The organism is Streptomyces sp. VRA16 Mangrove soil, assembly GCF_017377775.1.
Lineage (GTDB): Bacteria > Actinomycetota > Actinomycetes > Streptomycetales > Streptomycetaceae > Streptomyces.
This window is the reverse complement of the sequence record NZ_JAFVLN010000005.1, coordinates 337,493-349,908: the sequence shown is the minus strand read 5'-3', so window position 1 is coordinate 349,908 and position 12,416 is coordinate 337,493. Positions and strand designations below refer to the sequence as shown.

Here is a 12,416-nt window from a genome sequence, read left to right as displayed (position 1 = left end):
CGTCGTCGGACGGCCGGGGCACCTGCCCGTGGGTCGCGAGCGGTCAGCGGACCCGTCGCGCACGTGAGAAACGTCGACGCGACCGGCGGGTCCGCCCCGACCGCCAGTGGCCGTCGGGCGACTCCAGCGGCGACAGCCGGTCGGCCCGGGCCCGCATCTCGGTGTACGCCTCGTGCGACGTCACGCGGTACGCCTCCTCGTAGGCGGCGAGCGCCGCCGTCACCGCGCCGCCCGCCGTGCCCCGGCGGCGCACCCGCGCGGCGAGCCGGGCGAGGCAGGCCACGGCCAGGGCGAGGAAGGCCAGGAGGGCGAGGTAGGGGAGAAGGGCCGTCACGGGCCCGAGCCTACGCTCCGCCCTCCCCGGTGCCGCGCCGTCAGATCGTCGCCCGCTGCGCACCCTCCACCGCGACCGGCGCCGCGTCCCGCTCACCGAGCCGCTCGGTCGGCACCCGGAACGTCTCGCGAGCCGTCAGCGCCGCGATCACCGGCGGGACGCACAGGGCCGCCGTGAACACGGCCACCGCGAACCAGTCGTCACCGCCGTCACCCGCGATCTGCGCCGCGAACGTCACCGCGAACCCGGCCACCGCGAACCCGATCTGGGTGCCGATCGCCATGCCCGACAGCCGGACCCGGGTCGGGAACATCTCGCCGTAGAAGGCCGGCCACACCGCGTTGGCCGCGCTGTACACGACGCCGAACGCGAGGACGCCGAGGACGAAGGTGAGCGGGTAGGAGCCCGTGGAGATCGCCCACAGGTAGCCGAACATCAGCAGCGCGCTGCCCGCGGCGCCGATGAGGTACACCGGGCGGCGCCCGATCCGGTCGGCGAGGCGCGCCCACAGCGGAATCGCGCCGAGCGCGACCAGATTCGCCACGGCACCCACCCACAGCATGCCGGAGCGGTCCATGCCGACCGCGTCGCTCGTCGCGTACGACAGCGCCCACACGGTGAAGATCGTGCTGACCGAGGCGACGAGCGCGCCTCCGATCACCCGCAGCAGGCTCGACCAGTGCTCCGTGAGCAGCACCGCCAGCGGCAGCCGCTCGGCCCGTCCGCTCTTCGCCGCCTGCCGGGCGAACTCCGGCGGCTCCTCCAGCGTGCGCCGGATGACATAGCCGACGACCGCGACGGCCACGCTCAGCCAGAACGGGATCCGCCAGCCCCACGACAGGAGCTGGTCCTCCGGCAGCGCGGCGATCGGCAGGAAGACCAGCGTCGCCAGGAGCTGACCGGCCTGGGTGCCGCTGAGCGTGAAGCTGGTGAAGTAGGCGCGCTGCCGGGCCGGTGCGTGTTCCAGCGACATCGAACCGGCACTGGCCTGCTCGCCCGCCGCCGAGATGCCCTGCAGCACCCGGCACAGCACGAGGAACAGCGGCGCGAGGCCGCCGACCTGGGCGCGCGTCGGCAGACAGCCGATGAGGAACGTCGACAGGCCCATCAGTACCAGCGTGAAGACCATGATCTTGCGGCGGCCCAGCCGGTCACCGATGTGCCCGAGGAAAAGGGCGCCGACCGGGCGGGCGGCGTAGGCGACACCGAACGTGGCCAGGGACAGCAGCGCCGCGTCGGCGGGGTCCGACTCGTCGAAGAAGACCTTGGGGAAGACGAGCGCGGCGGCGCTGCCGTAGATGAAGAAGTCGTAGTACTCCAGGGCGCTGCCGATCCAGGCGGCCAGCGCCGCCTTGCGCGGCTGGCCCTGCGACGGCGGGGGAGCGGGGACGGACACACGGGCTCCTTCGGGGGACGGGAAGCACTCGGCTCGGCATCCGGTTGCTAATTAACCCACTGGATAGTTAGTAGTGGATGGCTAGGGATGTTGCGCCGGTGTTAACGACCTGTCAAGGGGTGGGCCGCGCCCCGTCGGGCCGCTACGCGTCCGCCCGCGCGCCCGTCAGGTACGCGATCACCATGTCCCCGAGCATCGTGCGGTAGTGCTCACGGCGGTCGGCCGCGGTCAGGTCGCGGCCGAACAGGGCGCCGAAGGTGTGCCGGTTGGAGACCCGGAAGAAGCAGAACGAACTGATCGTCGCGTGCAGGTCGACCGCGTCCACCTCCGCCGTGAACACGCCCTCGGCCCGGCCCGCCTCCAGGATGCGCCGGATCACGTCGATCGCGGGCGAGTTGAGGGAGCTCAGCGTCTCGGACGCCGCGATGTGCTCGGCGTCGTGGATGTTCTCGATCGACACGAGCCGGATGAAGTCCGGGTGCGCCTCGTGGTGGTCGAAGGTCAGCTCGGCGAGCCGCCGGATCGCGGCGACCGGGTCGAGATGCTCGACGTCGACGTCCTGCTCGGCCTCCCGGATCACCGTGTAGCTGCGCTCCAGGACCGCGGTGAACAGCTGCTCCTTGCCGCCGAAGTAGTAATAGATCATCCGTTTCGTGGTCCGGGTGCGGGCGGCGATCTCGTCGACCCGGGCGCCCGTGTACCCGGCGCGGGCGAACTCCTCGGTTGCCACGGCAAGGATCTCGGCCTTCGTGCGCGCCGCGTCCCGGGTGCGGACCTCGCGTCGGGCCGGCTCTTCGACAGTGGTCATGAGGATCGATCCTTCGCGCGGACGGACGGGCGGACGCCGGCCTGTGCTGCTGGGCCGTGCTGCTGGGGTGATTGTAGAAGTGCCGCGGTCCTTCACAGGAGGTGGCGGGCCTGATATGAGTAACGAACCAGTTCGTACATTAAGTTTCGCGCATCACATGCCGTGCCGAAGGAGCAGGAGTCCGCCGTGCGTACCTCCATCGCCACCGTCTCGCTCAGCGGATCGCTCACCGAGAAGCTCACCGCCGCCGCCCGCGCCGGGTTCGACGGCGTCGAGATCTTCGAGAACGACCTGCTCGCGAGCCCGCTCACCCCCGAGGACGTGCGCGCGCTCTGTGCGGACCTCGGCCTGAGCATCGACCTGTACCAGCCGCTGCGCGACATCGAGGCCGTGCCCGGCGACGTGTTCGCGCGCAATCTGCGCCGCGCCGAGCACAAGTTCCGCGTGATGGAGCGGCTCGGCGCCGACACCGTGCTGGTCTGCTCCAGTGTCTCGCCGCACGCCGAGGACGACGACGCGCTCGCCGCCCACCAGCTGCGCCTGCTCGCCGACCGCGCGGCCGGTTCCGGCATCAAGGTCGCCTACGAGGCGCTGGCCTGGGGCCGCCACGTGAACACGTACGACCACGCCTGGCGGATCGTCGAGGCCGCCGACCACCCGGCGCTCGGTACCTGCCTCGACAGCTTCCACATCCTCGCCCGCGGCTGCGACCCGAAGGGCATCGAGGACATCCCCGGCGAGAAGATCTTCTTCCTGCAGCTCGCCGACGCGCCGCAGCTCGCCATGGACGTCCTGCAGTGGAGCCGCCACTACCGCTGCTTCCCCGGCCAGGGCGACCTCGACGTCGCCGGGCTGCTCCGGCACGTGCTGCGCGCGGGCTACCGCGGCCCGCTGTCCCTGGAGGTCTTCAACGACGTGTTCCGGCAGGCGGAGGCCGGGCCCGCCGCCGTCGACGCCCTGCGCTCGCTCCTGGTGCTCCAGGAAGCCGTGGGGGAGGGGGAGCTGCCCGCACCCGTCGTCCCCACGGGCGTCGCCTTCGCCGAACTCGTCACGCCCGACATCGCCCCCGCCACCGCCCTGCTCACCGCCCTCGGCTTCACCCGCACCGGCCGCCACCGCGGCAAGCCGGTCGACCTGTGGGAGCAGGGCGAGGCCCGCGTCCTGCTCAACACCGGGCCCGCCGCGCGCCGCGACGGCACCGTTCTCGCCGCCGTCGGCCTGGAGAGCCCGGACCCGGCCGACGCGGCCCGACGCGCCGAGGCCCTGCTCGCCCCCGTCCTGCCGCGCCGCCGCGCCACCGGCGACGTCCTCCTCGACGCCGTCGCCGCACCCGACGGCACCGAACTCTTCTTCTGCGCCACCGACAGGCCCGAACTCCCCAACTGGAAGAGGGACTTCGAGCCGACCGGGCCGGAGCGGCCCGTGCCCGGCACCGTCCACCGCATCGACCACCTCGCGCTGACCCAGCCCTGGCACCAGTTCGACGAGGCCTCGCTCTTCCACCGCTCCGTGCTCGGCCTCGACGCGCAGGGCAGTGTCGACGTCGCCGACCCGTACGGACTGCTGCGCAGCCGCGCCTTCTCCACCCCCGACGGCGCCGTCCGCATCGCCCTCGGGGTCGGCCCCGGGCCCGGCGACGACCGCGACCGCGCCCAGCACATCGCCCTCGTCACCGACGACGTCGTCACCGCCGCACGCCGCTTCCGCGCGGCCGGCGGACAACTGCTCGCCATGCCCGCCAACTACTACGACGACCTCGCGGCCCGGCACGCGTTCGCCCCGGGCGAGCTGGACACGTACCGGGAACTCGGCATCCTCTACGACGAGGACGGCCACGGCACCTTCCGGCACTGTTACACCCAGACCGTCGGGCGGGTCTTCTTCGAACTCGTCCAGCGCGATGGCGGCTACCGTGGCTACGGCGCGCAGAACACGCCGGTGCGCCTCGCCGCCCAGCACGGGACGGGCGGCACGTCCGGCTGACGGAGAGTCACCTGAGGGCGCGGAATTGCCGCGTTCTCATCCATTGTCAAGAAACCCCGCATACGCTCAAGGCGCGACAGAACCAAACGCGGACGTGCCGTCCTGACGGGGAGAGCGATGACGCAGGCGAAGTTCCGGGCCGGCCGGGCCCTCGCCGCCCTGCCCTACGGGGTGATGGGGCTCGTCGTCATCGCCGAACTGGTGACGCCCACCGGCTTCGGGCTGCTGTCCCTGATGTCGCTCGGCCCGGCGTTCGCGGGGCTGAGCGGCGGCAAGCGGCGCACCGCCCGGATCGGCGCCGTCGCCCTGCTGCTGTGCGTCGTGCTCGCCGCGTCCGACGGCACGCTGAGCCACCGGCGCGTCTACATCGCCTCCATCAGCGTCGCCGGAGTCACCGCCGCCGCCCTCGGCGCGGTCGCGATGCGTGAGCGCCGCGACGCCGAACTGGCCAGCGTCCGCTCCATCGCCGAGGTCGCCCAGCGCGTCCTGCTGCGTCCGGTGCCGCGCGTCGCGGGCAAGCTGCGCGTCGCCGTCTCCTACACCTCCGCCGTCGCCCAGGCGCGCATCGGCGGCGACCTGTACGAGGTCGTGGTCGCCCCGGGCAGCACCCGGGCCATCATCGGCGACGTCCAGGGCAAGGGCCTGGAGGCGGTCGAGACGGCTGCGCGGGTGCTCGGCGCGTTCCGCGAGGCGGCCCACGACGAGCCCGAACTGGCCGGTCTCGGCGGCCGGTTGGAGCGCGCCCTGGAGCGGGAGCTGCTGGGCGAGCGGTTCGTCAGCGCACTCCTGGTCGAGGTCGCGGAGGGCCGCAGCGAGGCGACGTTCCTCAACTTCGGGCACCCGGCACCCCTGCTCACCCGCGCCGACGGCACCACCGAGTTCCCGGAACCGCCGCACTACGCGCTGCCGCTCGGCCTCGGCGTGCACGGCGGCGACGCGCCCGTGCCGTACGCGGTGCCGTTCCAGCCCGGCGACCAGCTGCTGCTGTACACCGACGGCGTCAGCGAGGCCCGCGACGAGACGGGCACCTTCTACCCGCTGGAGGACCGGGTGCTCTTCCTCAAGGACACCGACCCCGAGGCGGCCCTTGAGCGGCTGCGCACCGACCTCGTGGACCACGCGGCAGGACCCCTGCACGACGACGCCGCGATGCTGCTGCTGCGTCACCGCGAGGACTGAGAGCCTGTCCTTGAACGGGCCAGGCGCCGCGACCGGCCGAGTGATGTCCGCGGACGCGCCGCCGCCGTGGCGGGGCGGCGGGCCGTCCGCGCGCTGACAATGGCCGCTTCATCCACTGTTCCCCCCGCCAGGACTGGAGTGCAGCCGATGGCCGCCGATCGCGAGACCGCCCGCCCCGTGCGGAAGACCTACCCAGGACGGGACATCGAGGTCACCTTCGAAGCGCGCCGCTGTCTGCACGCCGCCGAGTGCGTGGGCGGGCTGCCCGCCGTCTTCGACACCGCCCGCCGTCCCTGGATCACCCCGGAGGCGGCCGACGCCGACCAGGTCGCGGAGGTCGTGCGCCGCTGCCCCTCGGGCGCCCTGACCTACCGGTTCACCGACGGCACGGCCGAGACGCCGCAGCAGCCGACGAGCGTCGCCCGGACCGCCTCCGGCCAGCTCGCCGTCCGCGGCGACCTCGCGGTCGAGACGGCCGACGGTCCGCGCCGGGAGACCCGCGCGCTGCTCTGCGGCTGCGCGGCCAGCGCCCGTCAGCCGTACTGCGACCACTCGGGGCCCTGCGGTCAGGAAGGCTGACCCCGCTGCGCGATGCGCTCCAGGCGGGCCCGGTACTCCTCCCACCAGCCGGGATCGGGCGACGGCAGATTGTCGTCGGCCGGCCGGTGGCCCGCCGCTCCGTCCAGGCTCTCGCGCAGGATGTCGGCCTGGCCCGCGTGCCGCTGGGTGTCCGACAGCACCCGCACCAGGAGATGGTGCAGCGTCGCCTCGGCACGCTCCTTCGGCCACCACGGCACCGTGCCCACCGTGTCGAGGGGAAGGGCCTCGACCGTGGCGTCCGCGAAGGCCCAGGCCCTGCGGTAGCGCTCCACGATCTGCTCGCGCGACTCGTCCTCGGTGGCGAACATGTCCGCGTTGGGATCCGCCCCGTCCTTGAAGTCCGGCAGCGGCTCGCCGTGCGGGCGGTCGAACGTGTCGCAGAGATAGCCGAGTTCCACGGCGGCCAGGTGCTTGAGCAGGCCCAGCAGATTGGTTCCGGTCCCGGTGAGCGGGCGCCGTACGTCGTACTCGCTCAGCCCGTCGAGCTTCCACAGCAGCGCCTCGCGGGCCTCACGCAGATAGCGCAGCAGGTCGTTCTTGTGATCCGTTTCGGTCATGCGAGCAGTCTGCCGGGGCGCGGCCGGGCGCCCGATGCGTTTCGATGGACGCGTGCGACACGACCAGCAGGACCGGACCGGCGACCCTCTGACCGGCCTCCTCGACCAGGTGCGGCGCAGCCTGCGCGACCTGGACGACGGTATGCCCGCCTCCTACATCCCCGAGCTGAGCCGCGTCGACCCCGATCTGTTCGGGATCAGCCTGTGCGCGCTCGACGGCCAGGTCTACGGCAGCGGCGACACCACCGCGCCGTTCACCGTGCAGTCCGTGTCCAAGCCGTTCGTGTTCGCGCTCGCCCTCGCCGACCGGGGCCTGGAGGAGGTCCTCACCCGGGTGGGCGCCGAACCGAGCGGCGAGGCGTTCAACTCCATCCGCCTCGAACCGGGCACCGGACGGCCGCCGAACCCGATGGTCAACGCCGGCGCCATCGTGACCACCTCGCTGGTCACCGGCGACACCCCCGAGGCGCGCTTCGACCGCATCCTCGACGGGCTCGGCGCCTTCGCCGGCCGCTCCCTCACCGTCGACGAGGCCGTCTACGCCTCCGAGCGCGCCACCGGGGACCGCAACCGCGCTCTCGCCTACCTCATGCACAACGCGGGCTCCCTCACCGGCGACGTCGAGGAGCAGCTCGGCGTCTACTTCCGGCAGTGTTCCGTCCTCGTCACCTGCGACGACCTGGCCGTCATGCACGCCACCCTCGCCGCCGGCGGCGTCAACCCCGTCACCGGGACCCGCGTCGTCGCCCCGCGCCACGCCCAGCACGTCCTCGCGGTCATGGCGACCTGCGGCATGTACGACGCGTCGGGCCAGTGGATGCTCCAGGTCGGCATGCCCGCCAAGAGCGGTGTCTCCGGGGCGATCGGGGTGGCGCTGCCGGGACAGTTCGGCATCGGGGTGTTCAGCCCGCCGCTGGAGGAGAAGGGCAACAGCGTGCGCGGGATCGCCGCCTGCCATCTGCTCTCCGACCAGTTCGGGCTGCACCTGATGCGCGCCAGCGTGCCCGAGCGGCGGCCGCTGCCGCCCCGCTCCCTGCACCCCGCGCCGCTGCGCTCCCTGCGCCACCGCCCCCGCGACCAGCGCGCCGCGCTCGACGCCCACCCCGACCGCATCCGCGTCCATGTGCTCCAGGGTGACCTCGACTTCGCCACCGCCGAGCAGACCCTGCGCGCCGCCCGTGAACTCGCCCCGTCCGTGGGCTGGTTCGCCCTCGACCTCACGCGCGTCGGGCGCATCGAACCCGTCGCCGCCGATCTGCTGCGCGCGCTCGGCGAGAACCTGCGCGGGCGCGGGGTCCGCATGGTGCTGGCCGACCCCGATCAGCGCCAGGCGATGGCCCGCACCGCCGACGAGTTCCCCGACCTCGGCCGCGCCTTGGAGACCTGCGAGGACGCCCTCCTCGTCGACCTCGGTCTGGACCCGGACGCGCCGGTGCCGCTCGCCGAGTGCGATCTGTTCGGCCGCGCCGACCCGCACCTGCGCGACGCGCTCACCGACGCCTTCGACACCCTGCGTCTCGCGGAGGGGGAGACGGTGGAGCCCCCGGCACGGCAGCTGCGCGAGCGCATCGTGCTCTGGTACGTCGAATCGGGCCGACTCGCCGTCTGCGCCGACACCGCGAAGCCCGTCCCCGCCCTGCGCACCTGGTCGGCGGGGCCCGGCGCCGCGCTCACGCCCGCCGACTTCCCGGCCCGCATCACCCGCCGGGTCCTGGCCGAACGCGACAGCGTCTGCCGCACCCTCACCGCGTCAGGACTGATGCGGCTGCGGGCCCGGGTGCCGGAGGCGGTGGCGTTCCTGGAGCGGGCGCCGCTGGAGGGCGCGGAGACCGTGGACCGCCCGGACGCCGGATAGCGCCGACGCCGCTGGGGCCTGTCGTCACATGCCTGTCCGCCTCGCGGCGTCCGGCACGCGAGCTCGCGGCGTTGCCGAAGGCCCGAGCAGCTCCGCTACCAGGACCTTCCGGCGCCTTGCGATCGCACGCACCGGACGCCGCGAGGCCGCCCTCCGGGCGACGACGGGAGTGTGACGACAGGCGACGACAGGAGTGTGACGACAGGCTAACGACGGGAGTGTCGCGACAGGGCCTAAGGGGCGCGCCTGCGCCTGCGGGCCGCGACCTCCTCCGGGTCGATCGCCGGATGCGACCACGCCTCGGCCAGCGCGAGCGACTCGGCGCGCCCGTCGGCCACGTGGCCGAGCGCGAGCGCCGCCGCACGGTCCGCGTCACCGGAGGCGATCGCCTCGTACAACTCCTCGTGCTCGGCGCACTGCCGGGCCGGATCGCGCTGCGCGGTGAGCCGGAACAGCCAGAGGGTGCGCGCCTCCAGCGGCCGCATCATCGACGTCAGCAGCGGATTCGCGGCGAGCTCCACGATGTCCGTGTGGAATCCGGCGTTGGCGGCGGCGATCGCGGCCCGGTCCCGGCGCCGGGTCGCCCTGCGCGCCGCGTCGAGCCGGCTCGCCAGACGGGCCAGACCCTCCGCGTCCGCCCGCTCCGCGGCCAGCCGCGCCGCGAGCGACTCCAGCGATTCCCGTACGTCGAACAGGTCGCGGACGTCGGAGGGCGTGAACGGGGAGACGAGCGCCCCGCGATGCGGCACCAGGACCACGAGCCCTTCCGCCTCCAGCCGGCGCAGGGCTTCGCGCAGCGGGATCCGGGACACCTCCAGCTCCGCGGCGATGTCCCGCTCCACCAGCCTTTCCCCGGGCTGGAGTTCGGCGTCCACGATGCGTCGTCGCAGCGTGTCGTACGCACGGTCGCGCAGCGAACCGCGTCCCGCGCCCGCCGCCTGTGCCGCTGTCACCAAGGGTTTCCTCCGCTCAGATCCTGCTCTCACAGTAAGCGGACCGCGGGGGAGTGCGCGCAGTGCTAACCGGCAGCTAACACACGGGCAACATGCGGCTCCCAGACTGAGGGCGCGTAACGGTATACCGCTAGCGGGCTCGCGGGCCCCTCCCTCTGGAGGCACCTCAGTGGCACTCACCCCTCTCCTTCACCCGGGCGCGTTCGCCGCCGGCGCCTGTCTCTTCCTGCTCACCGGATGCGGTGGCGCGTCCTCCGCGCAGGACGACTCGGCGGACGCGGGTGGCGACCTCAAGGTCGGGGTCCTCTTCCCCGGCTCGCTCTCCGACGACGGGTTCATGGAGTCCGCCTACCGGGGCTACCAGCGGGCCGCGAGGACACACGCGGGCAAGGTGGCGTTCAGCAAGGTCGAGCAGGTGCAGGCCGCCGACTACGAGCAGGCACTCGTCCGCTTCGCCACCTCGTCGGACCTGGTGATCTCGCTCGGCGGGCAGACCGACGCGGCGGTGCGCAAGGTCGCCGCCCGCTTCCCGAAGGTGAAGTTCGCGGAGATCGGCGGCCCGGCCGACGCGAAGCCCACCGCGAACCTCGCCCTCTACGACCCGCAGCAGGCGCAGGCCGCCTACCTGTCCGGCGCCGCGGCCGCACTCCTGTCGAAGAAGAACACCGTGGGCTTCGTCGGCGGCGCCGAACTGCCCGCCATCGTCAACGCCGCCGAGGAGTTCGCGCGCGGCGCCAAGGCCGCCGACCCGAAGGTGAAGGTCCTCGCGCCGCAGTACGTCGGCGACTTCAACGACGCCGCCAAGGCCAAGCAGTCCGCGCTCGCCGACTACGGCGCGGGCGCCGACGTCCTCGGCCAGGTCCTCAACCTCGGCCACAAGGGCATCGCCCAGGCCGCCGCGGGCCGCGGTGGACACCTCCTCGGCGGACCCATCGCCCACGACTGCGGCACCGACCAGACCTACGCCGGATACGTCGAGACCGACATCGGCGCCGAGATCGAGTACGCCACCGGCCACCTGGTGAAGGGGAGTTGGAAGGCGGAGGCCGTCCACTTCGGTCTCACCTTCGCCACCCCGCACAACGACATCGTGCTGTGCGACGCGGACGCCGCCGTCACCAAGAAGCTCGACGCCGTCAAGGCGAAGATCGCGTCCGGGGAGATCACCACCCGATGACCGACCAGGCACCCGCACTGCGGATCACCGGGCTGACCAAGTCCTACGGCAGCGTACGGGCGTTGGACGGCATCGACCTCGACGTGCGGCCCGGCACCGTGCACTGCGTCCTCGGCGAGAACGGCGCGGGCAAATCGACCCTGTGCCACGCGATCGGCGGCTCGCTCGTCCCGGACGCGGGCACCCTGCACCTCTACGGCCAGGAGTACGCGCCGCGCCGCCCCGCCGACGCGCTCGCCGCCGGAATCGCCCTCGTGCACCAGCACTTCAGCCTCGTCGCGACCCTGACCGTCGAGCAGAACCTGCGGCTGCTGCGCCTGCCCGACCTGGAGGGCGGACTCGCCCGGGTCCGCGACGAGTACGGCCTCGACGTCCGGCGCGACGCCGTCGTGGCGGACCTCCCCGTCGCCGCACGCCAACAGGTCGAGATCGTCAAGGCGTTGTTGCGCGCACCGCGTCTGCTCCTCCTCGACGAGCCGACCGGCGTCCTCGGCCCCGCCGAGACCGACGCCCTCCTCGCCACCTGCCGCCGTATCGCCGCGGCGGGCGGCGCCGTCGTCCTCGTCACGCACAAGCTCGGCGAGGCCGTACGCGCGGGGGACGAGGCCACCGTGCTGCGCGGCGGACGCGTGGCCGGCGGCGGCCCCCTGACACGGCTCGGCCCGAGCGAGCTGGTGCCGCTGATGATCGGGCGCGCGGCGGACTCGCTCGACGCGGGGCTCCTCGGGGCGGTGGGCCCGGCCGAACCGTCCGCCCGGCCCGAGCGCACGCAAGTCCAAGTGGGCCCACCCGCGCTGGAGTTGGCCGCAGTCGTGGTCCGCCGTCCCGACGGCACCCACGCCCTCGACGGTGTCGACGTCGCCATCGGCCCGGGCGAGATCGTCGGCATCGCCGGCGTCGAGGGCAACGGGCAGAGCGAGCTCATGTCCGTGCTCGGCGGATCGTCGGCTCCGGACAGCGGCCGCATCGTGCTCGACGGACAGGACGTGACCGGCGCGGGACCCGCCGCCCGCACCCGGGCCGGGCTCGGCGTGGTCCCCGAGGACCGCCATCACGAGGGCTGCGTACCGGAGTTGTCGATCGCCGAGAACCTTCACCTCGGGCGGCTCGGCCGGTTCCGCAAGTGGGGCGTCGTCCTCGACCGCGCCGCGCTCGCACGGGCGACGGAACAGGTCATCGCCGCACACGGCATCCGGGCGCAGGGACCGCAGGCGCCGATGACCTCCCTCTCCGGCGGGAACCAGCAAAAGGTCGTCCTGGCGCGGGAGCTGGCGCTCGATCCGCTGATCGCCCTGGCCGCCGCCCAGCCGACCCGCGGCCTCGACATCGGAGCCGTCGCCGCCGTCCACGCCCGCATCAGGGAAGCGGCGGCACGCGGCGCGGCGGTCCTGCTCGTCTCCGCCGAACTCGACGAACTCCTCACCCTGAGCGACCGCATCCTCGTTGCCTACCGAGGACACCTGCTCGGCCCCGTGAACCCGCGCGATGCCGCTGCGCGCGAGCGGATAGGGGAGCTGATGGTGGGGGCGGGGCCACGGGTGGAGGTCGCGTCGTGAGGCGGCCGGGGGGAAGGG

The 12,416-nt window shown here is 73.3% G+C and carries 11 protein-coding genes; 6 read left to right on the top strand and 5 right to left on the bottom strand.

Annotated features, from left to right (window positions below; translation table 11 throughout):
• Nucleotides 1-43: 43 nt before the first annotated feature.
• The 3 genes from J3486_RS16615 to J3486_RS16605 form a co-directional block, all read right to left on the bottom strand.
• Nucleotides 44-334: a hypothetical protein gene (locus tag J3486_RS16615; RefSeq protein ID WP_207821082.1), complete on the bottom strand. Its 291-nt coding sequence runs from the start codon at nucleotides 332-334 to the stop codon at nucleotides 44-46.
• 40 nt (nucleotides 335-374) lie between these two features.
• Entirely contained in the window at nucleotides 375-1,730 is a 1,356-nt protein-coding gene (locus tag J3486_RS16610; RefSeq protein ID WP_207821081.1) for an MFS transporter, read from the bottom strand.
• A gap of 142 nt (nucleotides 1,731-1,872) precedes the next feature.
• Nucleotides 1,873-2,538, bottom strand: a complete 666-nt coding sequence (locus J3486_RS16605; protein WP_207821080.1) for a TetR/AcrR family transcriptional regulator — start codon at nucleotides 2,536-2,538, stop codon at nucleotides 1,873-1,875.
• A gap of 186 nt (nucleotides 2,539-2,724) precedes the next feature.
• Here J3486_RS16605 and J3486_RS16600 point away from each other — a divergent pair, with 186 nt between their 5' ends.
• The 3 genes from J3486_RS16600 to J3486_RS16590 all read left to right on the top strand — a co-directional run bounded on the left by J3486_RS16600 (nucleotide 2,725) and on the right by J3486_RS16590 (nucleotide 6,279).
• Entirely contained in the window at nucleotides 2,725-4,521 is a 1,797-nt protein-coding gene (locus J3486_RS16600) for a bifunctional sugar phosphate isomerase/epimerase/4-hydroxyphenylpyruvate dioxygenase family protein (RefSeq protein ID WP_207821079.1), read from the top strand.
• A gap of 117 nt (nucleotides 4,522-4,638) precedes the next feature.
• Nucleotides 4,639-5,700, top strand: coding sequence for a PP2C family protein-serine/threonine phosphatase (locus tag J3486_RS16595; RefSeq protein ID WP_207821078.1), 1,062 nt, complete (start codon nucleotides 4,639-4,641; stop codon nucleotides 5,698-5,700).
• Between the two features lie 147 nt (nucleotides 5,701-5,847).
• Nucleotides 5,848-6,279, top strand: a complete 432-nt coding sequence (locus J3486_RS16590) for a (4Fe-4S)-binding protein (protein ID WP_207821077.1) — start codon at nucleotides 5,848-5,850, stop codon at nucleotides 6,277-6,279.
• On the opposite strand, the gene J3486_RS16585 is transcribed toward J3486_RS16590, so the two are convergent.
• Entirely contained in the window at nucleotides 6,267-6,857 is a 591-nt protein-coding gene (locus J3486_RS16585) for a DinB family protein (RefSeq protein WP_207821076.1), read from the bottom strand. The genes J3486_RS16590 and J3486_RS16585 overlap by 13 nt on opposite strands.
• Before the next feature lie 52 nt (nucleotides 6,858-6,909).
• Here J3486_RS16585 and glsA point away from each other — a divergent pair, with 52 nt between their 5' ends.
• Complete coding sequence (gene glsA, locus J3486_RS16580) at nucleotides 6,910-8,712, top strand: glutaminase A (RefSeq protein WP_307804835.1); 1,803 nt, start codon at nucleotides 6,910-6,912, stop codon at nucleotides 8,710-8,712.
• A 233-nt stretch (nucleotides 8,713-8,945) separates the two neighbouring features.
• Here glsA and J3486_RS16575 read toward each other — a convergent pair whose 3' ends face one another.
• On the bottom strand, nucleotides 8,946-9,665 hold the full coding sequence (locus tag J3486_RS16575; protein ID WP_207821074.1) for a GntR family transcriptional regulator: 720 nt from the start codon (nucleotides 9,663-9,665) through the stop codon (nucleotides 8,946-8,948).
• A 169-nt stretch (nucleotides 9,666-9,834) separates the two neighbouring features.
• Between J3486_RS16575 and J3486_RS16570 the strand changes: the two genes are divergently transcribed.
• Both J3486_RS16570 and J3486_RS16565 read left to right on the top strand, forming a co-directional pair.
• The gene (locus J3486_RS16570) at nucleotides 9,835-10,842 is read left to right on the top strand and encodes a BMP family ABC transporter substrate-binding protein (protein WP_207821073.1); all 1,008 of its coding nucleotides are present in this window, start codon (nucleotides 9,835-9,837) and stop codon (nucleotides 10,840-10,842) included.
• On the top strand, nucleotides 10,839-12,398 hold the full coding sequence (locus J3486_RS16565) for an ABC transporter ATP-binding protein (RefSeq protein WP_207821072.1): 1,560 nt from the start codon (nucleotides 10,839-10,841) through the stop codon (nucleotides 12,396-12,398). Before J3486_RS16570 ends, J3486_RS16565 begins: the two co-directional genes overlap by 4 nt.
• Nucleotides 12,399-12,416: the final 18 nt, after the last annotated feature.